We start from the raw sequence: 23692 nt of genomic DNA, 5'->3' as shown, positions 1-23692 counted from the left end.
TGTGCTCTATATCAAACAACTTGAAAAATATTATTCCTCCAAAGAATTAAAAGATTAGACCCTTTATGCACACATGTTTTTATATAGATACCCAACAGCACGACCTTGATCTCCTCCAGCTTTGCATAATCACGAGGCAAGGTCATCATATGACCGACTGACTTGGGGTCTACCTGGTGCGTTCCCGGACGCACGGGGCTATCGTCGATTCCATTAGCGATGCGCCAATACATTTCAGCGGAGATATCGGAGTTTTTGCCAAACTTACGACGCATCATTTGTTTTAGCTTAGAGAGGGGAGTCTGAGCAACGCTGCCGATCGTAGGCAAACCCATTACGTTAAAATGGCGCGTCATCTTGCTGCCGGCCATAAACATGCTGCTCACCGGCAGTTTCCATAAGGTATCTGCAAGCGTATCCTTTGACAAAATGTAGAGTCCCGACGGATTCTTTTTCGCGAAGTTATCACATGCCGTCTTGGCAAGTATTTTGGTTTCGGCAATTCCAAACCGAGCACGAACACCTGTCGCCTCCATGACGTGCCGCTGAATGATCTGGGCCAGCTCCACTGGCGTTCCATAGAGGTGTAAGGAACCCGTGACATCGAGAAACTGTTCATCAATGCTGTAGGGCTCGACCAAATCCGTGTAGCTTTTATATATCTCAGTAATCTGCATCGAGACGTCTATATACTTTTGCATACGTGGTTTGATGACAACGAGGTCTGGACATTTGGCAAGCGCCTCGCCCAGCCTCTCGGCTGTCGTTATTCCTTTTTCCTTTGCAAGTGGGCATGCAGCCAACACGATTCCTGAACGCCTTTCCGGATCACCAGCAACTACCAGGGGGCGATTTTTATACTCTGGATGATCGGCTTTTTCAACAGAAGCATAAAAGGACTGGCAATCCGCCAGCATGACTACCCGGTTGTTTGATTTCAATGCGGCCCCCCCTTGTCTGCAATGTTCAGCCCTAAATAGGTATAGGACCTCTGCTCAATTTCCGCTTCAATCAGTCCCCAAAGCATGGACAGTTTATGGTGGTATCCTCTGCACACAAATTCAACTTCAATGCCTAGATTGGTCTTTCGATGCTGGTACACTTTTAAGTCATTCTCACGCATGCTCCTTCGCGCTGCCGTTAAATCGGCTAAGGCTGCAGTCTGTAAACGGTCGATCATAACACGGGTCACTTCGGATGTCTTTAAATCAGATTGGCAAAGAACACTGCGATCATTTTCCAGTACATCAAGCAATAAAGGCAATAATGTGTAGTCCTTTACTAACTTGCTTTCATCTGGCTTAAGTCCAATGCTCAACATATTTATATCCACCTCGCAATGGGAACATTCGTTTGTATTATATGCGAACATTCGTTCTTTTATCAATGTAAATTTACTCCAAACCAAAAACAGCTCCTGCGAAAAGCAGCAAGCTGTTCCCATTCCATTCATTACAGGCATTCACTTCAACAGCCAAACGGATGAATATATAATATATTGAACTAAATCTGCAAACATCCGAAAAAGGTGGTTTTTCCCCTCACTTGTAGTATTATTGTTTCTAGATAAGGGAGTGACTGCTAGTGAAAAAAGTAATACTTCGGTGGATCATTGCTCTCTCGGCATTGTACTGTCTGGGACATATTTTATTTGATTTTAAAGAAACACGCCCCATGCGGATCATTACGGGGGCAATTGAAATATCATTCTTTGGAAGCATACTGCTCTATATGAATTTGAAAACGAAAGAGGAAAAAAGCAATCATTCAACAGTGCAAAAAAAATAAACCATGCTTGCAATTATGCGGAAGAGTTATTTTATCGATAATTTTTACATAAAACGGGGTGTTTAGGATGAAAACTATAGGTCTTATTGGCGGCATGAGTTGGGAGTCATCACAGCTCTACTACCAAATCATTAATCAATATGTAAAGGAAAGTCTAGGCGAGCATCATTCTGCAAGAAGCCTCATGTATTCGGTGGATTTCCAAGAAATTAAGAATTTGCAGCATCAAGGGAACTGGGATGAGGCTGCGAGAATTATGATTGATATAGCACAAAAACTTGAAACGGCTGGAGCGGATTTACTTGTCATCTGTACGAATACCATGCATAAGATGGCAAAAGAAGTTGAAGAATCGGTATCGATTCCGTTAATCCATATTGCGGATTCGACAGCAACGAGAATCGTTACAGATGGAATTAAGAAGGTCGCGTTATTGGGTACTGCATTTACCATGGAACAAGATTTTTACAAGGGCAGACTTACAGAAAAGTTTGAGCTCGAGGTTATTGTGCCAAATGAAGACGATCGATTGGTTATACATGACATAATCTATCAAGAGCTTTGTCTTGGCATCATTAGTGAAGAGTCTAAGCAAACCTACTTAAAGATCATAAATCATCTTATACAACAAGGCGCAGAAGGTATTATTCTGGGATGTACAGAAATAACGCTGCTCATCTCACAGGATGATTGCAATATACCCGTATATGATACAGCAACACTCCATGCTAAAAGTGCTGTTGACTTTGCTTTAAAAGAGACCCTCCATCATAGTTGATTAATGCAAGGGCCCTTGTTAAGCGAAATAGAACGTTCATAAAAAAGTGGATAACCAAAACTTGATCTATCACTTTTTTTGCATATAACCACAACCGAACATAACTGCCACTACTTCTATACAAGTTCATTTTTTATTAAAGTATGGCCCACACATTGATTCATGGGTATGTATGTAAGTCCATTTGAAACTCTTGTCGAATATATAGATATCTTGCTCAGAATCAAAATTGGCCGATACTACATCCTTAGCGTTTTTATACTCAAATACGATATCGGGGGAGTTTTGATACATAACATATAATTCATTTTTAGTAAGAATATCAAATGCATCCCTCGCTGCTTCTCCTTCTAAACACTCTTTCTTTTTGTAGCTAAATATGTGCCACTTATATTGATGATAATGGATCTCTTTTTTGATTTCATCGCTAATGTTTTTAGCAAAAGCCCTATCCCATAATTCAGGCAGCGAGAGAAGTTCGAAGATTTTGTTTGCTTGTCGTGGTGATGTCGCCACGCCTATAGTTGCTTTGATAATCTGACCCCTACTAGCACTCAAGGAGTTCTCATGCCAGTACTTGTTAGATCAACTCCATTTCTTGAGGATCCAACGTTGGTCGATCTTTTCCTCCCCTCTTCTAGCTGCCGGTGGATTATTGTTTCTTTATGCTCTGGCAACATCATCCGACTTGGTTCCCATAGCCCGTTACCCTCCAGCTTTTTGCGCGTTGTCAATTGATATTCCGTCTCTTGTTATAAGAACGTTTGTTTGTATTATATGCAAACACTCGTTCTTTTATCAATGTAAAAATAAGCCGCTCGGCCACTTATTCATCCATTCAAGAACAATGAAACCTATCGTTTTCTAAACTAAGAGCATTTTAGTGATACATAGATGGTTATTCGCACAAGCAAGGACTAATGGCCTCAATACACTGTTAATAAATCCTTAAGGGAAGTGGTGAAAGCCTTGGTGGATTTGGGGATTGTCATGCCTCTTTATAAGCAAAAGCCTGAATTCCTGAAAGCGGCACTTCATTCCGTGCTGAACCAAACAATCCAGCAGTTTAAAATGGTCATTGTCATCGATGGGGCTCCCGAAATGGAACCGTTGGTCCAGTCTCTCGTAGGTAACGATTCCCGAGTGAACACGGTCTCTTACGCCATCAACCAAGGAGTTCCACATGCACTTAATACGGGGTTTGCAGAGTTGTTTAAGGATAGAAGAATCCAATTCTTGACTTGGGTATCGAGCGATAATATCTATGGTCCGCATTTTTTGGAGGTGCTCCGTGCCGCCTTACTGAAAGGCCCTGAGGAGCTGGGACTGGTGTATAGTTCTTTCCAATCAATTGATAACGACAATAAACCTTTGAACGATGAGGTTGCACTCAGTGCATTGCGTAAGTATCAAGGGAAACCCAAAGAGGCGCTGCTTGACTCCTCCATCGTTGGTGTCTCATTTATGTATAAATCATGCTACGCTAAGAAAGTACCAGGAGGTTACAGTTTGGCTCCGGTTGAGGATTATGATTATTGGCTAAAGCTCACGGACTACTGTGACATCAAATATATTCCAGTTGAGCTAATGGAATATCGGGTGGACTCGACCTTCAGCGTTTCAGCACAACTTAAGACCACGGATGCTCATCGGAAATGGCGATATGCTTATCATCTGGCCAGACATGATGCAAGAAGGCGGAGGGGAATTGCCCCGGAAATTAGTATTCTGCTTCCACTGCGTGAAGTTTCGGAAGAAACGATAGATCGAATTGAAAATCTCTATGAGCAAGTTTTCAGTAACTATATATGTTATGTGTTGGACCTCTCTTCAGATCAACATGTGAGTGCTGCCCTGAAACAGATCCCGCATCCATGTTCAGTCTATGCAACGTACCCGAATTGGGAGAAGGATGTGGCTGTTCTGGCTACTGTTCGAAGTCTTCATACTCCTTTTACCATGTTGCTCGATTTAAAAGGTTTTCAGAATGTAATGGATTTACAAATTCTGATCAACCAGCTTCATAAATCAGGCCATAACATATGGTCCACGTATTATACGGATAATCACGCGGTCATTGGTTACCGTACCGTGGATTTGATTAAGCCCGTGCTTTCCAATGAATTGTTCCGAACCAATAATCTAGTTCATTTACTTGAAGAAAGGGTTAAACACGTTGGTGATCCATCATGAAAGTGTTGTTTATGTTTTACAACCCGAGCGGAGGGATGGAGACCCTAAACCGGATTCGAAGCAAAGCGTTGATAGCGCACGGAGTTGAATCCCATCTTCTCTATACATTCGATGGGGAGGGCAGAAACAACATCAAGAACATCACGACATTTGTTACTTGTGAAAAGGAAACCATCCGGGAAATCATTAAGCGCGAAGGTTATGATGCAATAACGGTATGCTCTGACATTAACATGCTCGCACAGTTAAGAAGCTTTGGGTACAGCGGCCGACTCATTTTTGAACTGCAGGGTTTGGGAAGACATGAAGAGCGGCTCCTTCTAACGCAGTCCTTCAAAGATCAAATTTATGAGCACGCGGATGCAATACTTTATCCTTATAATCAACAACTGAGAGAACTCATGAGTTCGAACTATCCCGAAATCCCTCAATACAGTTTTGATGATCCTCTGGATTGGGAATACTTCGGATATACAGCCTATCCCAGAAAATCCTTCCCGATTTTAGGCTGGGTGGGGCGTTTACAGTCTAATAAAAATTGGCGTGATTTTTTATTGTTAGGACAGACGCTCATCGGTTTGTATCCAGATCTATATTTGTGGCTCTTTGAAGACGAAACGATGGCCGATCCTGCAGAACTTGAGGATTTTAACGAGATGCTTGCGAATAACCCAACTCTCAAGGCTCGTCTTATCCGTTACTCAAACGTACCTCATGATCTTATGGCGGACTATCTAAGCATCATTGGCGATTCAGGGGGATTCCTTCTTTCGACCTCGATTTCTGAAGGATTTGGATATGCTGTTGCTGAAGCTATGTTGTGCCGCTGCCCGGTTCTGTCTACTGATTCAGGAGGGGTTAGGCGATTTATCACTCATAACAAGACGGGTAAGTTTTATACTCAAGGTAGAATAGAGGAAGCCACTCTGGAGGCAATATCCCTGTTGACTAACAAGAATGAGAGAGAGCAACTGATTGTTAACGCAGAAGCTCATATCAAAAGGCATTTTTCCAGTAGCGTATATGCTAATCGGTTTAGCACCATGTTGAATCATCTAGACCAAGGTCGTCGAGTTAACAGAAACAGACTGAGATAACAAAAAGGCTAATAGCTATATAGCTTTGTCCACACAACCCGGAGATCTAAATACGTATACTAGTAAAAACTAATTGAAGGGCAGTGGTTATATGGCGTTAACAACAGGCATGATTACGAATACTGGTTCTCCTAATGCTTCGAACATTGTAATTAACATTGCTAATGATAATCTCAGTTTCTCATCTAATGTGGTTTATCACATTTACGTGTGGAATACTTTGGTGAGTAAGGCGCTGATTTATTCCAATATGCTAAATATCAACGCAAATACCAGCCAAATTCTTAATTTCAATATCGCTGGCAACTCTTCATATGAGGTCCAATTTCTTGTGACAGGGACGGTTCCGACAGACACTGTTATCAACGTATTCGGAACTGATTCATCCGGCAATGTTATTCATTACCAAAAGGTGTTACAGCAAGAACTCACTCAAATTGGGCAGCTCAACCCGTAATCTGAAAAAATAAGAATGATCTGTTTCATGTTAACAAGGGTGGTGACCATGGTAAATATCCAAATCTCGCCAAGTGCGAGTAGCCAGTTTGAGCCAACCATCGCCGTAAATTGGCTTAACCCCTCTGTTATGGTGGTGGTGGCTGTAGATTTTCGAGCAGGTCCGGCAAATATTGGATTATACAAGTCTATCGATGCCGGCGCAACGTGGAGCACGGTGTTGCTGCCTTTACCAGCTGGGTTCGCTGGAATAGAAGCTCCTCATATTGATTATATTTTCCCCAATACGTTTGTCGTGGCAGCACACGCCTTTGATGCTGATGGACTTAGCGGTTCGATCGTAAGTTATATTTCTAACGATAACGCTTCATCTTTTGGAGCACCTGTCATCGTGAACCAAGGATTCGGACAGTTCGTTAATGACGATCAGGTGGTGGTTATCAGCGACAAGGCTGGGTCCAGCCCATTCTTTGGAAACATTTATACTGGTTATACGCATGATTACAACACGCAATTCATCCCGGGGAATACGATATTCTTCAATCGATCGCAAGATGGCGGAAACTCGTATGAAAGGCCACTGCTCCTATCTTCAGTAAATGTATTTGAAGAATTTCCTGGTATCGCAATCACGTTAAATGGAATACTCATTGTAGGATGGATTACGCAACCTCCAGGAACATCTGAATTTATCGTTCGCATCTCACAAGATGGTGGATCAACATTTGCGGCTCAGACTATAATAACATCTGTTGTTGTAGTACCCTCGCCGCTTCCTGGTTATCAATTCCGTTGCCTGACGTATCCTTCACTTGCAGCGGACATCTCTAATGCACCAGCATCACGAGGGAACGTCTATGCCGTGTGGCAAGATTATCGTGAAGGTTATTCCGATATCTTTCTCTCAATTTCCACAGACTTTGGCCAGACCTGGGGAGCGCCTAAACCCATTGCAAACAGTCCGGTGGGATCCCAAAATTTTTTCCCGGCCATCACCGTCTCGCCAACAGATGGAGCGGTATTCGTATCCTATTACACCAATCGGGTAAGTCCGCTGAATCTTGACGTATTTCTTGCCACGTCCAGGGACGGTGGAACTACGTTCATCAACACCCGTATTACGACAACTTCGTTTAGTGTCGCGGGGTTACAAGTAATAGGGGACTACATCGGAAATGCGATAGTTCCTCAAACAGGTCGGCTCGTAACAGCTTGGACTGACACCCGTACAGGGACTGAAAACATCTGGTTTGGCGATAACCAATAAACATGGGATGAGGGACCAAGTCAAAGAAGGAATCTGGTTGAAAACAACATATCCTTTGGATGAAATTGAACTACTCAGCTCCGGCTTTATTTACCGCTTTGGTCTTGATCTGGATAACAACACCTGCACACCGTCATACTCGGCAGCAAGACGCTGTTTACCCAAGGATACCTAAACAATATCCTTGTCCTTCAGCCCAGTTACCGACTGCCCTCGGATCTTTACCACCATGTCCTGCATCAATCCATGCCTTTTTCATTCAGAGGTTCCGACTGAAAAGATGAAAAAATGCTGATGAGAAGATCAAAAGCCATTTCGCTGATATTCTTGATTTCTGATTTTTGCAGAGAATGTGATTTTTTTGTGATTTATAATAAAAGGCTCCCTTTCGGGAGCCTTTTAAATAGCGGTATTATAAGGTTTTTAAGGCCTTACTTACATCATGCCGCCCATATTTGACTATAATTCGCTTCGGTTCACCTTTGAAATTTTAGGTATAAATCAAAGTTGAATTTGACTCACTCGAAATTAATCAATCGCCAGTATTCATATTCGACCGGAATTTTTGTGACTTTTTTTGTGACCTTTAATAAGGCCACATCGTCCTCTTTGAAAATAGGTTCAGTGAGCAGAAACAATTCTCATCGATCTTGATCCATTGCCAACCTACTTCAGAGATGGACAATTTGATTTCCCGTCTGAACGTGTGGATCAGTACGACAATACCTGTTAACTCTGTATCTTCATACTCATCAAACAGCCTTACAGTAAGGGCACGGTGTTCATGAAAAGATTCAGCCAGCGCTTGTTCGATTAATTCCATTTCCTGTGGATCCAATGTCGTTCGATCTTTCCTGCCCTCCTCCAGCTGCCGGCAGATTATAGATTATTGTTTCCTTATGCTCTGGCAGCATCATCCGACTTGATTCCCATAGCCTGTTACCCTCCAGCTTTTTGCGCGTTGTCAATTGATATTCCCCTCTTGTCTAAGATATCGAACCTCAAATACGTGTACGACCTCTCCTCAATCTCTGCTTCAACCAGCCCCCAAAGCATGGACAATTTTTGGTGATATCCTCTACATAAAAATTCAACTTCCACGCCCAAGACGGGTCTTTCGCTCCTCGTACACCTTCATTCCTCGCCGACGCATGTCTTGACGTACCTGTGACAAGTCAGCTAGTGCCGCTTTCTGCAGTCGTTTAATTATGGTGTTTGTTATTACAGGCATCTTTAAGGCTGCAGCGGACAGGATACCTTGATCTTTTTCCATCACATCGAGCAAGAGAGGTAACAAGATAAAATCCTTCACTAATTTTGATTCATCTGGCTTCAGACCAATGCTTATTAATTCCACCTCTTGTTACGAGAACATTTGTTTGTACTATATGGCGAACATTAGTTCCTTTATCAATGTAAAATGGAGGAAAAGGCACGTAACTGGCAAATTAATTCTTGGACAGAAGGCGAATAGTAAATATGTGTGGTAAAGAATTAGATTTGGCGATCAAAAATTGAAGTTGTTAATGTTAGGCTTTGGGGTGGGGACTGGGAGGGTATTCTATCGAACCACACCGTTCGTTTTAATTTGTAAAATTCTGAATAAAGAAATACATAGCTCTCACAGATATACAGCGTGTAAGTTGGCTAATATCAATAAAAAACCCTACCAGTATAACCGATAGGGTTTGAACTCTTGAGACTTCTCGTAATTCTAAACACTTACGCTTTCTTCCTTATTGTGTACTCCAAAAAAATCCTTAAGGTTATGCATTCAAAACCCCAACGTTTTTTTGTTATTCTTCTTTCCAAACAGTATACCAATGTGTGGCTGTAGATTTGTCATCATCTATGTACCAAAAAAAGTACTCCACTCCATCAACAGTAATGTAATGTAATGGCGTAAAATAGTCTCTGCTATACTGGCTTTTCGGGTACATATAACCTGCTTTTACTTTACATGGGTTACAATATTGAGGCGTTATCTCAGATTCTGTCTGTGAGATAGAACTTGCAGATACTGGTGCTGCTACAGTCATAAAAGCTGCAATGATCGAAGAGAATATTACTAATTTTTTTCCCATCTTAACCATACTAACACCTCCCGATATTTATAAAGTTAATTCACATTAACTTTGTTTTCAATTGTAACATTTGGATATTATTGGAGTATATAGTTTTAAAGAACCTTAATTTGGTATAATCATGTTAAATGTTTTGTCGAATCTTCCATTTGTTCTCCTATCACATTGCCAAGCACTATAATTCGGTAAAGAGGTGTTGTTTATGTTTATTGATCCGATGTTACTCGCAACCGCACCAGCTCCTTTTTCAGATTCGCACTATATATTCGAACCAAAGATTGACGAGCATAGGCTCCTGTTCTCCCAGCAGTCCGGCCGGATCCGGCTTTATACACGTCATGAGACGGAATGTACCCAACAATACCCCGAATTATTGGTTCCGTTTGATGATGACATTCTCCTGGATGGTGAGGTAGCATGCACAGGGCCAGAGGGCGTGGACTTTGAAGAAGTCTTGACCCGGTTTAAGGCTAGTAAGGATCAACGCATCAAGCATCTGGTAGCGACGTCCCCAATAACATATGTGGTGTTCGATATCCTGCAGTATAAAAATCAGGACCTACGGAAGATGCCGCTGCTGCAGCGTAAAGAGATCCTTGCCGGCATACGTATGCCGAATCAGCACTTCTGCGTCATACCCTTCGTGGAAGGTGCGGGAGAAGGATTGTTTGATCAGATGGTGAACCGAAAACTTGAAGGGATGGTCGGCAAGCGGAAGAATAGCCTTTGGCGGGTTAAATTCAGAAACTGGTTCAAATCGGGGCTGTTGCGGACGCCAGTATTAACGGAACCCGTAGGATGAGAAGAAATATAAAAGAACCCGCCAGCCTATGCCAGCAGGCTTCTTTTACCGATGCCATCGGATTACGCCACTGTTCTACCGTTAATGTTAAGGCGAGTATAACCGAGCATAAAAGCCGTGATAGATTATTATTATATCCAACCACAGAAGGCACTAGAAATTATCACTAACAAGATAAAAAGAACCAAAATTGCTCCTATACCTCCACCACCAAAACCGTAACCACCTGCACAGGAACCTGCGCCAACTCCGCCTACAAATTCACTCACGAGTATTTCCTCCTTTAATTTAGAATACATCATAGCTTATGAATTAATCGTGACTTGGTAAAGGCGAAGCGGTAAATAAAACAAATGAACGCAAAATGACCCTACCAGCACGTAGCCGGTAGGGTCCCGCTTTTTACAGAAACTTGTTCGTTTTCGGTTTGTCTTCCTTATCGGTGTATCCTGTTCCCTCTTTGGGATTGGAGATGATCCCGAGGATCACCGGAGGCCGAGGATTGCCATCGCTAACCCGGTAATATTTGTGCTTAATTCCTCGGAAATTTCAAACCCGAACACATTTCCAACTGCCGATACAATAAGCAGCACCGCCGCCACCAATATCCACTTTATGAGAACGGAAACGACTACGGTCCCGGTTGTGCGAATCATAAAAAAAACCCACTCGTTCGAGTCGGGTTTCCACACATCAACAGTTTATTTTCAGCACCGGACAACGTACCAAGGATGGCTTCCATGATGGGATCGGACACACCCGATGCTTCATCAACAATGAAAAGCATGTAATCCTCGTGGAAACCCTGCATGTTCTCGGGTTTGTTGGCCGTCCTGGCCGTTGCAAACCACCGCTGTTCATGGCCTATCATATAGACCTTGGTCTTGGTCCACTTCAGGAGATTCTTCACCATGGAGTTCTCCAGCCACTTGGACACCTCGGCCCAAAGAACTTCATGCAGCTGCTGTTTGGTTGGCGCCGTACATACCACTTTGGGATTCGGACGGCAACACAGAAACCAAATGACCAATGCAGCCTCAAGGCCCGTCTTCCCTACACCCTGACCAGAGCGGACACTGGTCCTCGGGAACTGAGTGACATCCATCATGACGTCACACTGCCAATCGTCTGGATCAAAGCCCATCATATCTTCAGCAAAAGCAACCGGGTCATCCCAATATAGATCAAGCAAATCAGTAACAACGTTATACGGCTTACTCATCGGCTAACGCTCCGTTTGCTTCGCTCTATGCCGCTCTGTAATCTCCTTCAGGGCTTGAAGCATCCGGCGCTCACGGATAGACAGCAGTTTTATCGCTTCATCCGCCTGTTGAATTGGATCAGTATCTACTTGATCACCAGATCCCGCTCATCTTCGCCCAAAGCATCAAGCCAAATCGTTTCATACTCCCCCGTTGTAACGGCCTTCTTGTTTCTTGGCGGTCCTCCAGACCCGCCCTTATTTTACCAACTGCTCTTTTATTGCACGGGGGTGCTCCGCTGCGATTACCGACAGCGTTCTTGTTCCCTTTGGGAGCGCCACGTTTAGTAACGTTACCTTTCGATTCATTGGTAACGTTACTATTCAAATCGGGCAGTCCACTTGTCCTGGAACTTCCATTTACGAACTTGAGTCTCCCCAATAGAAAGAGCAGCAGCGATGTCCTTTAGCTTCATCGTCCCGCCGTTCCCCAGCCACATCAGTTTTGCCTTGTCCCGTTCGGGACTTCTCTCTCCAGCCATGCTACACCATCACCACCCCCGATATATCAATTGCTCAATGCTCCTTGACGCCACTATAGGTTTTGATAGACTTAACCAGAATGAACAAATCTATCAGGAGGAATCATATGAACCTTGCAACTTTTTTCCCCTATCGAAATGATGTAAGAAAGACATTAATTCCGTACTTAAAAGAACTGACCGTAGAACAGTGGTATGGAGAACACCCCGATCACCCTAACTCAATAGCTTGGATCGTTGAACATATCGCTCGTAGCGAAGATGAATGGATCAATGTTGTTGCTTCGAAGACAGAGCTACAATTACCTCGAAAAATTGAAAGCCCCCAGCAGCTTTTACAAGCCTACATAGACATTCGGAAACAGACTGATCTCAAGCTCAATTCAATCCATTATCTTGAGAATGATCCGGCTATCCCGCTACCTACATATTCCGATGGTTGGCAACCGCCCTCTCCTCCAACTCTACGCTGGATATTTCATCATGTGTTCGATCACGAGACTTATCATGTGGGACAAATCGGAGTAATTGCCCGACTAAATGGCTTTTCAGGGCCTCTTTTCTGACAGCTTAGAATGTGTCTTTCTGTATCTCAATATCTATTTCAATCAGCTTCTTCAGGTCATCCACCGTCTTGATCTCAATCCGGCCATCTTGAAAGTCCTTTACCCACTTGGCTATGCCTGCCTTGACGATCTTCCGGTATTGCCCTTGCTCTCGAGGATACCTTCCATGACTGCGAGCTCATGCTGCATAAGCAAATCCTTATTCTCAGGTGTTCCCATTGTCGTTCCCTCGGCTTTCCGTTATGATGGAACGAGATAGCGACGGAGTCGATAAATGCCGCGCGCGGCCGGGCCGCTATCTCAGCCGGGGGATACCCTGGTCTATGGGGAGGACGTTACAGCGTCCTCCTTTTAATTTGCCTTAACATAAGAAAAACCGCCCAAATTAGACGTTTACCTCTAAACAATAAAGGTTTCCGAGTCAGTTCAAATATCTTTACTATCCAATTAGTCCTCGGTAGCCAAATTTGAATTTGTAATTGCTAATCTGATTTATTGAGTTATCGTGTTCCATTAGTTGAACGAGCAGCCTCACAATCTCACTTGAAATATTTAAAGGACATGTTCCGCCTCTACCTATACCCTCATAAATTATTACAAATCATTTATTAAAAGTGAGGAGTAACAAAATGAATATGACTAATCAACAACATCTTCAACATCAAACTCTTGCAACCATAAGCCCGGCTGTTAGACATGGATTACGAGAAGCCCACTACCTTGGGTATCAACATGCATTAACAGAAGCAGTTGCCATTGGATATTTAATGGGAAAAGGCTACGATTATGATACTGCTTGGAGAACTGTTGAATCTTGGTGGAGACCTCCAGGAACTCCATTACCTCAGATGTATTAGATAACCTTCCAGTTTCTTGTTATTTTGCTATTACACATTTAATGATTTATTCTGAACAAAGAAATGAAAGTGGTCATTGAGTTTGATATCTAAGAAAATGGGCTTCGTTACTTTTATGTCTTCATACAGCGGCCCGATCTCATCCAGCAATTAGTTCCAGTAATAAAATACTGAATAGAAAAAGCGAGAAGAGTTACGCCCCGGTCATATGCCGCATTCATGCAGCGGTGCGTGTCATTCTCGCCTTTTTCTATGCTTACATACTATCACGGAAAAACCGTCATGTGGTGCTCAACATACGGTCAAAATTACGTTCAGGTTGTGTTCATTTTAGAGTCAAAAAAGGCAACAAACCAAACCATTAATTAAGAAATAGTATGAACGTATGAACCCTTTGAAAAGTGGTAGTGGACCTTATCTTAAGATAAGGTCCACCGACAAAAAATTATACGCGACGATGTTTTCTGTGCTTTTCGCACTTAACTACTGCTATTTGCCCAGGTTTAAGGATAACAACAATAACTTTTTTATGATGATGTCTCATGAGATATTCCTCCTCCCATAAAAGAGTTAGTATATTATATGAAGGGTGGCTAAAATTGAATTGGACTAAGAAATCAATGGAAATTACTCATTTTTTTCCTGCTCACTAAAACTCCGCGTCATCCTGCTCAAAGAACCCCATGAGTTTCAAACTGTTTGCCATGCTTTCAGTGCCTTCAGATATCTTCCGCCGAATGGTGCTGTCACTTAGACCATGCCGGAAAAACAGCAGCGTCTCCTTGTAGGAGAGTAACCTTGCATGAACCTGTAATCGACAGCTCTCTTTGCCTCATCGTCCTGGATCAAACTGAAAGCCCTGCGAAGCTGATGAGTATAAAACTGGTACCGCTGATACACCCAACGCTGCTTTTCGATCAGAATCGTAGCATTGGCCGTCTTATCAGCATGCAGATCCTCATGATCGATGCGCCGAGCTGCTTCACCATCAATAGCCACTTGCCTTAATTCTTTTTCGAATTTTTCAAAATCTTGCATGAGCATTGTCATCTCTTTATATTTTCCGAGCAGGAATTTTGTGCGCTGGATCTCCGCTTCATTCGCTGTTGGAAAGAGTTCCCCTTGCCCCCATGACATCGCCAGTCCCCTCAATCCCCTTTGTGATATAATCGTTGAGAGGAATATATTATCGATTGACCCCCGCCCCAGCCAAGGATTAGGGGGGCTTTTCACTTTTCTGGAGGTGTTTTTTTGAGCGGTAAAAAGGTGGTTCTAATAATTTTACTTGCCTCAGCACTTGGTGTATTGGGTTGCTTTGCATTTATCTATGGTTTTCTTTGGATTGCGTTTAATTGGTAAATCTATTTCGTATATAGTTTGGGAGGATTACTCTCCCCAAGGGTTAAGCATCGGATGCGAAACAACCGCATCCACCTAAGTCGTTCAAGTCAATTTGGTTTCCTAGTCCAGACTCCCATTCCTCGCGTAACTGACGAAGGGTTAATTTTTCCTCATCGCCCTTTACCTCTCTTGTCAAGATGGAAACATCAGTACGCCCGAGATATTCTTGCATGTCAAGCTCTTTCTATTCGTGGAAAAGATATAAACTCCGTTTATTTTGCAGTAGATTTATAAAATGCCCCTGTCCAGCTCGTACACAGAATCCACCGCAGTTGTTATGAGCGAATCCCATATCATAAAGTCGTGGCTTGCGTATCCCATCCTGTTTTAGAGCCTTAAGCATTTCGTGTTTGTCCCAATATGGGACTTCCATCATCAGTGCTTTTACTTCATAAGGAGCCCAACCGCGCTGTATGGCCTCCATACGATGTATTTCCATCCAATCAATGCCGACATATATCAAGGCTTCATCAGGGCCGTACCTTGATTCTACCCACTCACGTGCCAGCTTCTGTTTTAGTTCCGCTGAACACTGAGCCACACGACTGTTCCCGATCCATCGTTCATCATTAAATACTTCCCAGGGATCTCGTCCTTCAGATATCTAGTAAAGCTGAGGTATCCTTTCCATAGCATCCCTGTTGAGCTGATCCAGATATCCTCTACGCATTTCCATGGACTCGTCTACCGATGGGATATGATTGCAGTTTTCCAATAAGACAGACGGCTTTGGGATCCCGTAAATTGTTATTTTCCCATTATTAAGAGACGATACTTGAGCAATTAATATTATTTTAGGAGGTCGATGGAATAGTGGCTAGCTTTTTTCAAGGTACCAGCAAAAAATAAACAAGGATTTAAGTGGGGATGTATAAAGGATTGTCACCGGAAAACGCAATATCAAATCAAACGTTGAGGAGATACGAAAAAACAAGCCGAAGAACGCGTCGGTCACGATGAGCAAGATGAACATTCAATTTTCAGACATCCTAGCTGGCCTCTCCTCGCAAGGAATGTGACCTTGTTGTGACCTTATACAAGAAAAGAGACCCCGAGAGGTCTCTTTTTCATTGATATGGCAGGCTTTTGAGGCCCTTATTACATCATGCCGCCCATACCGCCCATGCCGCCCATATCAGGCATAGCTGGTTTTTCTGGTTCTGGCTTGTCAGCGATAACCGCTTCGGTTGTCAGGAACATAGCCGCAACGGAAGCTGCGTTTTGAAGAGCGGAACGCGTTACTTTCGCAGGGTCAACGATACCTGCTTCGAACATGTTCACCCACTCGTCTGTAGCAGCGTTGTAGCCGATACCGATCTCTTCTTTTTTCAGACGCTCTACGATGACAGAGCCTTCTTTACCAGCATTGGCTGCAATCGTACGGATTGGCTCTTCCAGAGCGCGCAGAACGATGTTTACGCCTGTTTTCTCATCGCCTTGTACTTCCACAGCAGAAACAGCGTTGTATACGTTCACGAGCGCTGTACCACCACCGGACACCATACCTTCTTCAACCGCAGCGCGAGTTGCGTTCAGGGCATCTTCGATGCGCAGTTTGCGTTCTTTCAATTCCGTTTCAGTAGCCGCACCAACTTTGATAACTGCTACGCCGCCAGCCAATTTAGCCAGACGCTCTTGCAGTTTCTCTTTGTCGAAATCGGAAGTGGTTTCTTCCAATTGGTTGCGGATTTGCTTCACGCGAGCATCGATGTCTTCTTTGTTGCCAGCGCCATCCACGATGATTGTGTTCTCTTTGGTTACGCGCACTTGACGAGCTGTACCCAATTGATCGATGGAAGCTGTTTTCAAGTCAAGACCGAGCTCTTCGGTAATCACTTGGCCGCCAGTCAATGCAGCGATATCCTGCAGCATGGCTTTGCGACGATCGCCAAAGCCAGGAGCTTTAACAGCAACCGCGTTGAATGTTCCACGCAGTTTGTTCACGATCAGCATCGCTTGCGCTTCGCCTTCGATGTCTTCTGCAATCAGAACAAGCGGTTTGCCTTGTTGTACGATTTTTTCAAGGATCGGCAGGATCTCTTGCGTGTTGGTTACTTTTTTATCCGTGATCAGGATGTATGGATTTTCAAGAACAGCTTCCATTTTATCCGTATCCGTAATCATGTATGGAGAGATGTAGCCGCGGTCGAATTGCATACCTTCTACAACCTCAAGCTCCGTCAAGAAGCCGCGGGATTCTTCAACAGTGATAACACCGTCTTTACCCACTTTGTCCATAGCTTCTGCAATCAGTTGACCTACTTCATCGTCAGCTGCGGATACGGAAGCGACTTGAGCGATCTCCTGATGGTTTTTCACTTCTTTTGCGATGTTTTGAAGCTCAATAACCGCTGCTTTAACCGCTTTATCGATACCCTTGCGGATAATCATTGGGTTTGCACCAGCTGTTACGTTCTTCAGACCTTCGCGGATCATGGCTTGCGCCAGAACCGTTGCAGTCGTTGTACCGTCACCAGCAACATCGTTTGTTTTGGTAGCTACTTCTTTAACGAGCTGAGCACCCATGTTCTCGAATGCATCTTCCAGCTCGATTTCTTTAGCGATGGTTACACCGTCATTCGTGATGAGCGGGCTTCCGAATTTCTTCTCAAGCACCACGTTACGGCCTTTCGGTCCGAGTGTTACTTTAACTGCATTTGCCAAAGCGTCTACACCTCGAAGCATTGCGCGACGGGCGTCTTCACTGAACTTAATGTCTTTTGCCATGGTATTACATACCTCCCTAGTGGATTAATGAATATTGGAACATGATATATTCAGGCGTTCATTTAGCCTAAGATCGCGTGGATGTCGCTTTCTTTCATAATCAAATATTCTTTACCTTCGTATTTGATTTCTGTTCCAGCGTATTTGGAGAAAATAACGCGGTCGCCTTCTTTAACTTCCAAAGGTACACGAGCGCCGTCTTTCAGGGAGCCACTGCCTACAGCAATAACTTTACCTTCTTGCGGCTTTTCTTTAGCGGAGTCAGGAAGTACAATCCCGAATGCCGTAGTTTCTTCTTGTTCGATCGGTTCTACCAATACGCGTTCACCTAAAGGTCTGATCATGAAAAAATAGCCTCCTTTAAATATGTTGTGATGCTTTTTTCAAAGCTTTATGTATTAGCACTCGACAAGCCTCAGTGCTAACAACCAATTTTATGATACTCAAGTTGTCTCAAAATTTCAAGTCCTTTGCATGATTTTTTGATCATTTTTTTGTAAATTGGACTCCGGTTGGGGTTGTCTCTCAACCCCCTTCTCCATTGTATCCATGACCAGCCAAAATATGCCTGAGTCCTAAGGATGCCTATACAAACATCTATACAAAGAAAGAGCGCCTTCTGCCGATCTCGAAGGTACTCTTCATGCTTGAGTAAATATTAATCTTCATCCTCTTCGTCCGCCCGTATGTACCGGCTGTCTCGTTCCATGTCCGCCTCTAATTGCTTGCGATAGATCACAGAGGACAGGAACACACTGAATTCATACAGCAGCAGCAGTGGAATCGTGACCAGGAAATCCGATATGAAGTCCGGCGGCGTAATAACAACCGCTATGAATACGAGTGCAAAATAAGACACTTTGCGCATTTTCCGAAGCCGCAGCGGGTTCAAAATGCGGATTTTCGTTAAGAACATTACCACAAGCGGCAGCTCAAACAGCAGGGCCAAGGGCAAAACGAGATTGAACATAAAATTTAAATAATTGGCAATCCCGTAGGTTTCCTGCAGCCCCATACTCTGTGTAATCGCTGTAGTAAATGACAGCGTCATTGGAAACACGATGTAATATCCGAACGAAATGCCCACGATGAACAGAAGGAACGCGTAGGGTACGTAGCGAATGGCCGCTTTCTGCTCTTCTTTGCGAAGTCCAGGCTTTACGAACGCCCATAACTGATAGAAGATCAGCGGAACCGAGATAACCAATGAGAAAATCGCAGCAATTTTCATATAAATCCCGATGCCATCCCAGAAGGAAAAAGCATGCAGTTCAAAGTTCTTCGCTTCTTCCGCTGCCGTCAAATAATGATAGATCGGCTCCGCAACAAAAAGCCCTGCAATCAGTCCGGCTATGAATACCACGAGAACGATAATGATTCGTTTGCGAAGCTCGCCCAAATGCTCGACAAGCGCCATATCTTTCACTTGCTCTGACATGTTAGACACCACCCTGTATGTGACCCTGGCAAAACAAAATCCCTCCCGAAGGAAGGGACTTCACGCCTTGCATTCTAGTATTATTCCGGAAGACGCTTGTCTTCAACCTTGGACGGTTCAGCGGCAACGGCTTGCTGGGGAGCCTCTTCCTTCTTCTTCGCAGGTGCATCGTCAGCAATAATCTCGCGCGCACCATCCTTAAACTCACGGAAAGTTCTTCCGACCGCACGTCCAAGCTCAGGAAGCTTGTTCGGTCCGAATAAGAGCAGCGCCAAAATGACGAGCAAAATAATACCCGGCACTCCGATTTGACTCATATCTATTCTCCTCCTCGTCCTGCTCTATGCCTTCAAAAGGACTTCAAGGATGACCTAAATCCATCATGCCTTGCACTACAACAGGTTTTAACTTCAAAGAAATTATCGCACGACAGCAATTGACAAGCTCATATATCGCCATCATACCATAATGTAAATCACATAAACAGTCTAGAATCGTGACAGTTTATTTACATAATTATCTAATAGGGTTCCCCTCAGAGCTGCTCCCGATACTGCCCCGTTACCATTAACAATGCTTCCGGAAGCTGGTCCATGACGGCAGCCAGATTCTCATGCACGCCTTTTGGGGAGCCCGGCAGGTTGACAATCAGGGTACGGCCGCGAACGCCGCATACGCCTCGAAAAAGCATTGCACTTCGATTCTTCTGCATAACCGTAGCTCGCATGGCTTCCGCAATGCCAGGCACCTCACGCTCAATGACCCGTCTTGTTGCTTCAGGGGTAACATCACGAACCGCCAGTTCCGTTCCCCCTGTCGTCAGCACGAGATCCACTTGGTAATAGTCCGTAAGCTCAATCAGTGCAGCAATAATCTCGTCCTGCTCATCCGGTACGATCCGGTATTCGATAATTTCACCGCTCAGCTCTTCCTCCACCAATTCCCGAATAACCTGAGCGCTCGTATCCTCGCGTTCCCCCCGCGAACCTTTGTCGCTCGCCGTCAGGATCGCCGTTTTCCACACCATCTGCTCTCTCTCCTTCCCACTCGTCCGAATATCTCCTGTATCTATGCACGCCTAAGTTGTTTCTTGTATGTAATCCCCACTCTTGCCGCCGGTTTTGCTCACCAGTTGGGTCGGACCGATGATCATGTCTTTCTGCAATGCCTTGCACATGTCATAGACCGTGAGGGCAGCTGCCGAAGCAGCCGTTAAAGCTTCCATTTCAACACCGGTTTTGCCTGTCGTTTTCACAGTTGTTTCTATATATAATTCATCTCTTGCATTATCACTGAATTCCACGTTAACACCGGTCAGCGGAAGAGGATGACACATCGGAATCCAGTTCGACGTGTTCTTGGCTGCCATTATGGCTGCAACCTGTGCTACCGCGAGTACATCTCCCTTGCCTATCTTTCCTTCTTGGATGCGGATCAGCGTGTCCGGCTGCATTCGGACCGTGGTCTTCGCTACCGCTGTCCGTGCCGTCACATCCTTCTCACTGACGTCTACCATTCGTGCTCTTCCTTGATTATTAAAGTGACTCAATTCCATTCGTTATCCCTCCGTAAACCAGGTCCGGCCTTCCCTGAATATCCCAGGTCGGTAACCAAACCGTCCAAGACTCTGTCGTGTTCTTCCATTGGAACATGCTCCAACACCTGAACCTCGTAGCCTATTCCCACCCACAAGGGCTCCTTGAGGCGAGCCGCATCATGCACTTCATGACAAAGCCTGTCCGCCAGCCGGTCATAATAACCGCCGCCGTACCCTAGTCTTCCGCCGTTCCTGTCAAACGCAAGCCCTGGTACCCAGATGATATCAGGTACGTCATTCATAAACATCTTAGACCTCTGCGGATCGGGCTCCTGGATACCGTATGCTCCCGGGATCAGCTCATCCCATTTCTGAAGCTCATACAGTTCCATCGATCGATCTTGGGGTAGGCTGCGGGGAACGATAACTTGCAACCCATGCTCCCATGCCCACTCGACAAGCGGCCGCGAATCCAGCTCGGAACGGAATGGAACATAAATCATCATGCTCTGAACATGGCGCTCTTTCATAACCTCCGAAGCCATCTCGCAAGCCTGCTTCGACCGCTTGGTCCGTTCTTCATCGGATAACTCATCCCTGCGTAAGGTCATGCTCCTGCGCAGGGCATGCTTTGCGGATACCCGCTTAATTTCTTCTTCAGGGTTCAACAACGTGATCGTTCCTCTCACGCTCATAATTAAGTTTAGTTTACCACTGTTCCTTCCTTTAGCCAAGAATGCCGGAAGTCGCCAATCATGGTCGATTGTTCGGCCATTTTCATGTACACTTATTTTAAGATATCAGAAGCGCATGAACCTCAACAGCATGACCATCCTGATATCGCAACAGAAACAATTTCTAAACGCGGTCTATCTTCTTAGAATGTACGTCGGTAGACGTTTTTCTTATAATGAAGAATGAATCATATAGAATGATGGAGGTTTCACATAACATGCTGCTGCAAGCCAATGGCATTACCAAATTATATGGTGTTACGCCCGTACTGGACGGGATCAATTTACAAGTGCTTGAACGCGAAAGAATCGGACTCGTTGGTGTGAATGGAGCTGGCAAATCGACGCTCCTTAAAATTTTGGCTGGCGAAATGTCTTACGATGGCGGACAGATATTCAAGGCTAAGGAAACCACCGTCGGGTATCTTGCCCAGAACAGCGGGCTTCAGTCTGATTCGTCGATATGGAATGAGATGCTGGATGTCTTCACCCCTCTGCTGGAGATGGAGCGTGAGCTTCGTCAGATGGAGGAGCAAATTGCCGACCCCAAATCGAGCGAGGACCCCAAAAAATATCAGGAGCTCCTGGATCGTTACGCAATCCGCTCCGACTGGTTCAAGGATCAAGGCGGGTATGAGATCGAAACACGGATTCGCAGCGTGCTGCACGGCATGGGCTTTGGCAGCTTTTCGCCGGACACCTCCATTGCTACATTAAGCGGCGGGCAGAAGACCAGGCTTGCTCTTGCAAAAATATTGCTTCAGGCACCCGATCTGCTCATGCTCGATGAGCCGACGAATCATCTGGATATCGCGACTCTCACCTGGCTGGAGGATTATCTGCGCGGATATTCCGGCTCATTACTCGTCGTTTCCCATGACCGTTATTTCCTGGATCGGCTTGTTACAACCATCGTTGAAATTGAACGCCGTCATTCCAAAAAATATACGGGCAACTACAGCCGTTACATTGAGCTGAAAGCCGCCGAATACGAATCCCAGCTTAAACAATATGAGAAGCAGCAGGATGAAATCTCCCGTATGGAGACCTTTATTCAGCGCAATCTGGTTCGAGCTTCAACAACCAAGCGCGCGCAGAGTCGGCGCAAAGCGCTCGACAAGATGGATAGGCTGGACAAACCGCTGGGTGATCTTAAGAAGGCACACTTCTCTTTTGAAGCCGAGTATATGTCGGGTAAAGATGTGCTTCATGTACGTGACCTGTCGCTCTCGTTTGAGGAAGGCAAGCCCTTGTTCAGACAAGCTTCCTTTGACCTCAGTCGTGGAGAAACCGTAGCTTTGATCGGTCCTAACGGGGTCGGCAAATCAACGCTGCTTAAATGTCTGATCGGTACGATGAAGCCCTCAGCCGGATCGCTGCAATGGGGCACAAAAGTGAAAATCGGCTACTATGATCAAGAGCAGTCAGAGCTTAACCCGAGCAACACGGTTCTGGAAGAGCTGTGGGGGACCTATCCTCATATGGAAGAAGCGCGTATTCGTACCGTTCTCGGCAACTTTCTCTTCAGCGGCGAGGATGTGCTCAAGAAGGTCAGCTCCTTAAGCGGCGGTGAAAAAGCACGTGTCTCACTTGCCAAACTCATGCTGCTGGAAGCCAACATGCTTATACTGGACGAGCCTACGAACCATCTTGACTTATTTGCAAAAGAGGTTCTGGAATCGGCGCTGATGGATTACGAAGGCACTTTATTATTCATATCCCATGACCGTTATTTCCTTAATAAAATGGCGGAGCGCATTCTCGAACTTCATCCGGACGGCATTCAACATTTCCTGGGTAATTATGACGACTATACGGAGAAAAAGCAGGAAATTCTGGATATGAACGATGAGCCTTCCGAGCCGTTTGCCCGCCACACCCTGAAACAGGAGGGGAAAGCAGAGGTTTCAGCCGAGAAACAAGGGGCCGTCTCCTTTGAAGCTGAGAAGCAAGCGAAACGGGAGGAACGCAACCGTCAGCGCAAGCTCGTAAGTCTTGAGGAGCAGATTCATACTTTGGAATCGGAAATTTCCGAACTGGAGACCGAAATGACACTGCCTGAGATCTATCAGGATTATATGGCCCTCCAGGAACGGCAGCAATCGTTAGAGGAGAAAAAACGTCAGCTTGAGCAGATTTTTGCCGAATGGGAGTCATTGCTGGAATCGTAAAAAAAATTTCACAAAAGTGTTTCAAATGAGGTTTTGCATTTATACACAAACTT

The 23692-nt window shown here is 44.7% G+C and carries 26 protein-coding genes and 5 pseudogenes; 10 read left to right on the top strand and 21 right to left on the bottom strand.

All coding sequences use genetic code 11. The annotated features are described in order from the left end of the window. Nucleotides 1–71 precede the first annotated feature (71 nt). Both M2277_RS20765 and M2277_RS20760 read right to left on the bottom strand, forming a co-directional pair. Nucleotides 72–941: pseudogene (locus tag M2277_RS20765) on the bottom strand (DNA polymerase IV); the annotation flags it as partial. After that, on the bottom strand, nt 938–1321 hold the full coding sequence (locus M2277_RS20760; RefSeq protein WP_036640751.1) for a YhjD family protein: 384 nt from the start codon (nt 1319–1321) through the stop codon (nt 938–940). The pseudogene M2277_RS20765 and the gene M2277_RS20760, both read right to left, overlap by 4 nt. Before the next feature lie 263 nt (nt 1322–1584). Between M2277_RS20760 and M2277_RS20755 the strand changes: the two genes are divergently transcribed. Both M2277_RS20755 and M2277_RS20750 read left to right on the top strand, forming a co-directional pair. Beyond that, the gene (locus M2277_RS20755) at nt 1585–1788 is read left to right on the top strand and encodes a hypothetical protein (RefSeq protein WP_006212431.1); all 204 of its coding nucleotides are present in this window, start codon (nt 1585–1587) and stop codon (nt 1786–1788) included. A gap of 67 nt (nt 1789–1855) precedes the next feature. After that, nucleotides 1856–2566: an aspartate/glutamate racemase family protein gene (locus M2277_RS20750; RefSeq protein WP_006212432.1), complete on the top strand. Its 711-nt coding sequence runs from the start codon at nt 1856–1858 to the stop codon at nt 2564–2566. A gap of 126 nt (nt 2567–2692) precedes the next feature. On the opposite strand, the gene M2277_RS20745 is transcribed toward M2277_RS20750, so the two are convergent. After that, nucleotides 2693–3124 carry a DUF4275 family protein gene (locus tag M2277_RS20745; protein WP_280755473.1) on the bottom strand — a complete coding sequence of 144 codons (432 nt, stop codon included), beginning with the start codon at nt 3122–3124 and terminating at the stop codon, nt 2693–2695. A 25-nt stretch (nt 3125–3149) separates the two neighbouring features. Then, nucleotides 3150–3300: pseudogene (locus M2277_RS20740) on the bottom strand (YolD-like family protein); the annotation flags it as partial. Nucleotides 3301–3556: 256 nt separating this feature from the next. Between M2277_RS20740 and M2277_RS20735 the strand changes: the two are divergent. The 4 genes from M2277_RS20735 (at nt 3557) to M2277_RS20720 (ending at nt 7579) form a co-directional block, all read left to right on the top strand. Next, on the top strand, nt 3557–4759 hold the full coding sequence (locus M2277_RS20735) for a glycosyltransferase family 2 protein (protein WP_228030058.1): 1203 nt from the start codon (nt 3557–3559) through the stop codon (nt 4757–4759). Further along, nucleotides 4756–5856 (top strand): glycosyltransferase family 4 protein, encoded by a 1101-nt coding sequence (locus tag M2277_RS20730; RefSeq protein ID WP_280755472.1) that lies wholly within the window; start codon nt 4756–4758, stop codon nt 5854–5856. The genes M2277_RS20735 and M2277_RS20730 overlap by 4 nt, the downstream gene beginning before the upstream one ends. Nucleotides 5857–5947: 91 nt before the next feature. Continuing rightward, nucleotides 5948–6313 carry a hypothetical protein gene (locus M2277_RS20725; RefSeq protein ID WP_006212436.1) on the top strand — a complete coding sequence of 122 codons (366 nt, stop codon included), beginning with the start codon at nt 5948–5950 and terminating at the stop codon, nt 6311–6313. A gap of 48 nt (nt 6314–6361) precedes the next feature. Continuing rightward, nucleotides 6362–7579: a sialidase family protein gene (locus tag M2277_RS20720; protein ID WP_040681020.1), complete on the top strand. Its 1218-nt coding sequence runs from the start codon at nt 6362–6364 to the stop codon at nt 7577–7579. Between the two features lie 586 nt (nt 7580–8165). On the opposite strand, the pseudogene M2277_RS31765 reads toward M2277_RS20720, so the two are convergent. From M2277_RS31765 to M2277_RS20710, 4 genes and pseudogenes are all read right to left on the bottom strand, one after another. Then, nucleotides 8166–8547: pseudogene (locus tag M2277_RS31765) on the bottom strand (YolD-like family protein). Beyond that, a complete protein-coding gene (locus M2277_RS31760; RefSeq protein ID WP_481857779.1) occupies nt 8519–8680 on the bottom strand; it encodes a YhjD family protein in 162 nt (53 codons plus the stop codon). Before M2277_RS31760 ends, M2277_RS31765 begins: the two are co-directional and overlap by 29 nt. Then, on the bottom strand, nt 8670–8852 hold the full coding sequence (locus M2277_RS31755) for a YhjD family protein (protein WP_466044606.1): 183 nt from the start codon (nt 8850–8852) through the stop codon (nt 8670–8672). The genes M2277_RS31760 and M2277_RS31755 overlap by 11 nt, the downstream gene beginning before the upstream one ends. A 523-nt stretch (nt 8853–9375) precedes the next feature. After that, nucleotides 9376–9672 (bottom strand): hypothetical protein, encoded by a 297-nt coding sequence (locus M2277_RS20710; protein ID WP_006212440.1) that lies wholly within the window; start codon nt 9670–9672, stop codon nt 9376–9378. A 193-nt stretch (nt 9673–9865) separates the two neighbouring features. On the opposite strand from M2277_RS20710, the gene M2277_RS20705 reads away from it, so the two are divergent. After that, entirely contained in the window at nt 9866–10465 is a 600-nt protein-coding gene (locus tag M2277_RS20705; RefSeq protein WP_280755470.1) for an ATP-dependent DNA ligase, read from the top strand. Nucleotides 10466–10596: 131 nt separating this feature from the next. Here the strand turns inward: M2277_RS20705 and M2277_RS20700 are convergent, their stop codons facing one another. From M2277_RS20700 to M2277_RS20685, 4 genes and pseudogenes are all read right to left on the bottom strand, one after another. Next, the gene (locus tag M2277_RS20700; RefSeq protein WP_006212442.1) at nt 10597–10734 is read right to left on the bottom strand and encodes a hypothetical protein; all 138 of its coding nucleotides are present in this window, start codon (nt 10732–10734) and stop codon (nt 10597–10599) included. 216 nt (nt 10735–10950) lie between these two features. Beyond that, nucleotides 10951–11121 (bottom strand): hypothetical protein, encoded by a 171-nt coding sequence (locus M2277_RS20695; RefSeq protein ID WP_280755476.1) that lies wholly within the window; start codon nt 11119–11121, stop codon nt 10951–10953. Further along, nucleotides 11075–11687: pseudogene (locus M2277_RS20690) on the bottom strand (DEAD/DEAH box helicase family protein); the annotation flags it as partial. The pseudogene M2277_RS20690 and the gene M2277_RS20695, both read right to left, overlap by 47 nt. Nucleotides 11688–12046: 359 nt before the next feature. Next, complete coding sequence (locus M2277_RS20685) at nt 12047–12208, bottom strand: phage terminase small subunit-related protein (protein ID WP_006212446.1); 162 nt, start codon at nt 12206–12208, stop codon at nt 12047–12049. A gap of 107 nt (nt 12209–12315) precedes the next feature. Between M2277_RS20685 and M2277_RS20680 the strand changes: the two genes are divergently transcribed. Beyond that, nucleotides 12316–12774: a DinB family protein gene (locus tag M2277_RS20680; protein WP_280755469.1), complete on the top strand. Its 459-nt coding sequence runs from the start codon at nt 12316–12318 to the stop codon at nt 12772–12774. A 4-nt stretch (nt 12775–12778) separates the two neighbouring features. Here the strand turns inward: M2277_RS20680 and M2277_RS20675 are convergent. Then, nucleotides 12779–12993: pseudogene (locus tag M2277_RS20675) on the bottom strand (hypothetical protein). Nucleotides 12994–13409: 416 nt separating this feature from the next. On the opposite strand from M2277_RS20675, the gene M2277_RS20670 reads away from it, so the two are divergent. After that, entirely contained in the window at nt 13410–13631 is a 222-nt protein-coding gene (locus tag M2277_RS20670) for a hypothetical protein (protein ID WP_234973101.1), read from the top strand. 750 nt (nt 13632–14381) lie between these two features. Here the strand turns inward: M2277_RS20670 and M2277_RS20665 are convergent. The 8 genes from M2277_RS20665 to M2277_RS20630 all read right to left on the bottom strand — a co-directional run bounded on the left by M2277_RS20665 (nt 14382) and on the right by M2277_RS20630 (nt 21405). After that, nucleotides 14382–14768, bottom strand: coding sequence for a hypothetical protein (locus tag M2277_RS20665; protein WP_280755468.1), 387 nt, complete (start codon nt 14766–14768; stop codon nt 14382–14384). A gap of 1362 nt (nt 14769–16130) precedes the next feature. After that, nucleotides 16131–17759 carry a chaperonin GroEL gene (groL, locus tag M2277_RS20660; protein ID WP_006212453.1) on the bottom strand — a complete coding sequence of 543 codons (1629 nt, stop codon included), beginning with the start codon at nt 17757–17759 and terminating at the stop codon, nt 16131–16133. A gap of 62 nt (nt 17760–17821) precedes the next feature. After that, nucleotides 17822–18103: a co-chaperone GroES gene (gene groES, locus M2277_RS20655; protein ID WP_006212454.1), complete on the bottom strand. Its 282-nt coding sequence runs from the start codon at nt 18101–18103 to the stop codon at nt 17822–17824. Nucleotides 18104–18417: 314 nt separating this feature from the next. Continuing rightward, complete coding sequence (tatC, locus tag M2277_RS20650) at nt 18418–19197, bottom strand: twin-arginine translocase subunit TatC (protein WP_006212455.1); 780 nt, start codon at nt 19195–19197, stop codon at nt 18418–18420. An 80-nt stretch (nt 19198–19277) separates the two neighbouring features. Next, nucleotides 19278–19514, bottom strand: a complete 237-nt coding sequence (locus tag M2277_RS20645) for a twin-arginine translocase TatA/TatE family subunit (RefSeq protein WP_006212456.1) — start codon at nt 19512–19514, stop codon at nt 19278–19280. 218 nt (nt 19515–19732) lie between these two features. Next, nucleotides 19733–20224, bottom strand: coding sequence for a MogA/MoaB family molybdenum cofactor biosynthesis protein (locus M2277_RS20640; protein ID WP_006212457.1), 492 nt, complete (start codon nt 20222–20224; stop codon nt 19733–19735). A 51-nt stretch (nt 20225–20275) separates the two neighbouring features. Continuing rightward, nucleotides 20276–20752, bottom strand: a complete 477-nt coding sequence (gene moaC, locus M2277_RS20635) for a cyclic pyranopterin monophosphate synthase MoaC (protein ID WP_006212458.1) — start codon at nt 20750–20752, stop codon at nt 20276–20278. Then, nucleotides 20743–21405 (bottom strand): 5-formyltetrahydrofolate cyclo-ligase, encoded by a 663-nt coding sequence (locus M2277_RS20630; protein ID WP_280755467.1) that lies wholly within the window; start codon nt 21403–21405, stop codon nt 20743–20745. Before M2277_RS20630 ends, moaC begins: the two co-directional genes overlap by 10 nt. Before the next feature lie 281 nt (nt 21406–21686). On the opposite strand from M2277_RS20630, the gene M2277_RS20625 reads away from it, so the two are divergent. Beyond that, complete coding sequence (locus M2277_RS20625; protein WP_006212460.1) at nt 21687–23639, top strand: ABC-F family ATP-binding cassette domain-containing protein; 1953 nt, start codon at nt 21687–21689, stop codon at nt 23637–23639. Nucleotides 23640–23692 lie beyond the last annotated feature (53 nt).

The organism is Paenibacillus sp. LBL (assembly GCF_029893715.1).
Lineage (GTDB): Bacteria > Bacillota > Bacilli > Paenibacillales > Paenibacillaceae > Paenibacillus_AQ > Paenibacillus_AQ glucanolyticus.
This window is presented reverse-complemented; position numbering and strand designations above follow the sequence as displayed.

Excerpts from the sequence above, each read along its gene's own strand:
- M2277_RS20720 (WP_040681020.1), top strand. The coding sequence starts at position 6,362 with ATGGTAAATATCCAAATCTCGCCAAGTGCGAGTAGCCAGTTTGAGCCA.
- M2277_RS20685 (WP_006212446.1), bottom strand. The coding sequence starts at position 12,208 with ATGGCTGGAGAGAGAAGTCCCGAACGGGACAAGGCAAAACTGATGTGG.
- M2277_RS20625 (WP_006212460.1), top strand. The coding sequence starts at position 21,687 with ATGCTGCTGCAAGCCAATGGCATTACCAAATTATATGGTGTTACGCCC.
- M2277_RS20710 (WP_006212440.1), bottom strand. The coding sequence starts at position 9,672 with ATGGTTAAGATGGGAAAAAAATTAGTAATATTCTCTTCGATCATTGCA.
- M2277_RS20760 (WP_036640751.1), bottom strand. The coding sequence starts at position 1,321 with ATGTTGAGCATTGGACTTAAGCCAGATGAAAGCAAGTTAGTAAAGGAC.
- M2277_RS20665 (WP_280755468.1), bottom strand. The coding sequence starts at position 14,768 with ATGTCATGGGGGCAAGGGGAACTCTTTCCAACAGCGAATGAAGCGGAG.
- M2277_RS20645 (WP_006212456.1), bottom strand. The coding sequence starts at position 19,514 with ATGAGTCAAATCGGAGTGCCGGGTATTATTTTGCTCGTCATTTTGGCG.
- groES (WP_006212454.1), bottom strand. The coding sequence starts at position 18,103 with ATGATCAGACCTTTAGGTGAACGCGTATTGGTAGAACCGATCGAACAA.
- M2277_RS20730 (WP_280755472.1), top strand. The coding sequence starts at position 4,756 with ATGAAAGTGTTGTTTATGTTTTACAACCCGAGCGGAGGGATGGAGACC.
- M2277_RS20725 (WP_006212436.1), top strand. The coding sequence starts at position 5,948 with ATGGCGTTAACAACAGGCATGATTACGAATACTGGTTCTCCTAATGCT.
- groL (WP_006212453.1), bottom strand. The coding sequence starts at position 17,759 with ATGGCAAAAGACATTAAGTTCAGTGAAGACGCCCGTCGCGCAATGCTT.
- M2277_RS20735 (WP_228030058.1), top strand. The coding sequence starts at position 3,557 with ATGCCTCTTTATAAGCAAAAGCCTGAATTCCTGAAAGCGGCACTTCAT.
- M2277_RS20670 (WP_234973101.1), top strand. The coding sequence starts at position 13,410 with ATGACTAATCAACAACATCTTCAACATCAAACTCTTGCAACCATAAGC.
- tatC (WP_006212455.1), bottom strand. The coding sequence starts at position 19,197 with ATGTCAGAGCAAGTGAAAGATATGGCGCTTGTCGAGCATTTGGGCGAG.
- M2277_RS20680 (WP_280755469.1), top strand. The coding sequence starts at position 12,316 with ATGAACCTTGCAACTTTTTTCCCCTATCGAAATGATGTAAGAAAGACA.
- M2277_RS31755 (WP_466044606.1), bottom strand. The coding sequence starts at position 8,852 with ATGGAAAAAGATCAAGGTATCCTGTCCGCTGCAGCCTTAAAGATGCCT.
- M2277_RS20695 (WP_280755476.1), bottom strand. The coding sequence starts at position 11,121 with ATGATTCGCACAACCGGGACCGTAGTCGTTTCCGTTCTCATAAAGTGG.
- M2277_RS20640 (WP_006212457.1), bottom strand. The coding sequence starts at position 20,224 with ATGGTGTGGAAAACGGCGATCCTGACGGCGAGCGACAAAGGTTCGCGG.
- M2277_RS20705 (WP_280755470.1), top strand. The coding sequence starts at position 9,866 with ATGTTTATTGATCCGATGTTACTCGCAACCGCACCAGCTCCTTTTTCA.
- moaC (WP_006212458.1), bottom strand. The coding sequence starts at position 20,752 with ATGGAATTGAGTCACTTTAATAATCAAGGAAGAGCACGAATGGTAGAC.
- M2277_RS20750 (WP_006212432.1), top strand. The coding sequence starts at position 1,856 with ATGAAAACTATAGGTCTTATTGGCGGCATGAGTTGGGAGTCATCACAG.